1 protein-coding gene and 1 pseudogene are annotated in these 1,911 nt (G+C 63.0%); both read right to left on the bottom strand.

Going from position 1 to position 1,911, the window contains the following annotated elements; translation table 11 throughout:
* A pseudogene (locus JQ591_RS35190) lies at positions 1-224 on the bottom strand (flagellin); the annotation flags it as partial.
* 322 nt (positions 225-546) lie between these two features.
* The coding region (locus JQ591_RS35185) for a DUF1522 domain-containing protein (protein WP_211400543.1) at positions 547-1,911 on the bottom strand (1,365 nt) is incomplete at its 5' end.

Below are 1,911 nucleotides of genomic sequence, written 5' to 3'. Positions count from 1 at the left end.
TGCAGCACCTGCACGCCGTTGGCGATGCCGTCGAGCAGATTGTTGATGTCGCTGGCGCGGTTGTCGAGCGACTGTGCGGTGAAGAAGTTGGTGGGATTGTCCAGGGCCGAATTGACGCTCTTGCCGGTCGACAGACGGTTCTGTGTGGTGGCGAGGAGGTCGGCGGTGGACTGGAGGGAGAGCAGGTTCTGACGAACCGACGCAGAGAGAACAATACCGGACATAACACTTACCCTTCTGGTTTACGCGTCTTCGTTCGATCGCTTCGGATCGAGTGACGGGGCCAGCGTGCCGCGACATGGCTAACAAAAGGTGAAACGTACATCGTCCGCATAAGCGCCGATTCACCATAAGCGCGCGGAAGGCGTGGTCGCGGCCGGCAATCAGACTGAAATCATTGGCGTTTATCCGCGCTTACTCTCCATTAACCATAACCGCTGGTTACTTTTCAGCGCGCTGCGTGGCTGCGAATGCCGGCCGACGAACGAAAAAAACGGCGGGGCCGAAGCCCCGCCGCCAGATCTTGCTTGCGATGTCGTCCGCTTGTTAGCGGAGCAGCTGCAGCACGCTCTGCTGCGACTGGTTGGCCAGCGACAGCGCGGAGACCGCGATGGACTGGCGGGTCGACAGCGCCTGGCTGTTGGCCGCTTCGACGTTGGTGTCGGCCAGGGTCAGGTTGGACGAACCGGTCTGCAGCACGTTGATCAGGTTCTTGTTGAAGTCCTGACGAACCTGCACGATCGTCAGGTTTGAACCAAGGCTCGACGCTTCGGAGCGCAGTGTGCTCGATGCCGAGTTCAGGTTGGTCAGCACCTTGTTGGTGGCGGCGTTGTCGATGAAGTCAACACCGCTGGTCAGCGCAGCGAGACCGAGACCCTTGGAGTTGTAGGTCACGCCCGTGATGCTCAGGTTCGACTTGCCGGTCTCGTCGAACACCAGCTTGAGCTGGTCGCCGTTCAACAGGTTGACGCCGTTGAACGAGGAGTCCTGCGAGGTCGAGTCGATCTGGTTCAGGATGTTGTTGTACTGGCTGACCAGGTTCGAACGCGAGGTCTGGGCAACCGTGTCCTGGACGGGGCTGGAAGCCGTCGAGAACGTCAGCGCCGAAGTGAGCGTGCCGCCGATCGCACCACCTGCGGCACTCGACCCGATCGTCGAGGACGCGTAGTCGTTGGTGGTCGAGACCGTCAGCAAGCCGTTGGCGTCGATCGTTGCAGTCAGGTTGTTGGCCTGAAGCTTCGAGTTGAGCTGGTCGAGCGTCTTGACGGTGCCGCTGGTGCCGTCGCCGAAGGTGACGTTGACCGCCGTGCCGCCGTTGAAGGCGGAGAAGGTCAAGGTCTTGCCGGTGAGGCCACCAACGCCCGAGGTGCGCGCCGCGGTGAACGCCGTCGCAGTCCCGGTGTTGCCGGCAAACCCGAGCCCGTTCAGCGCATTGCCGGTGCCGGTGATCGACAGATCGGCGTTGACGCCGGTCGAGATCTTGAGCTGACCCGAGGCGTTGATCGACGAGTTGGTCTGGCCGGTCGCAGTCGCAAGCGTCGCGCTGCCGTTGGCATTGACCGTCGCGGTCTGCACGCCGGTGGCAAGGTCGATCGCCTTGAGCACGTCGTTGATCGTGCCGGCCTGCAGGTAGACCGTCGAGTTGCCGGCGCCGTCGGTGAGGACGTTGCCGGAAGCACCATAACCGCTCGGAACGCTCGGAGCACCGGTCGAGCCCGGAACCGGCGCGTTCTTGAAGGTGATGACGTGACCGTCGACGTTCAGCGTCGAACCGTCAGCGATCGTCGCACCCAGCGAGCCGGCGCTGGTGGTGCGGTTGACGCTCACGGTGGCGTTGCCGCCGCCCACAGCCGTCGTCAGGGCGAGAGCCTTGAGCAGGTCGGCCTTGCCGGTGACGCTCAGATCCGCACC

This window comes from Bradyrhizobium canariense (assembly GCF_018130465.1).
In the GTDB taxonomy this organism is placed as follows: domain Bacteria; phylum Pseudomonadota; class Alphaproteobacteria; order Rhizobiales; family Xanthobacteraceae; genus Bradyrhizobium; species Bradyrhizobium canariense_C.
Note: the sequence above shows the minus strand (reverse complement) of the source record. Positions and strands in the feature narration are given on the sequence as shown.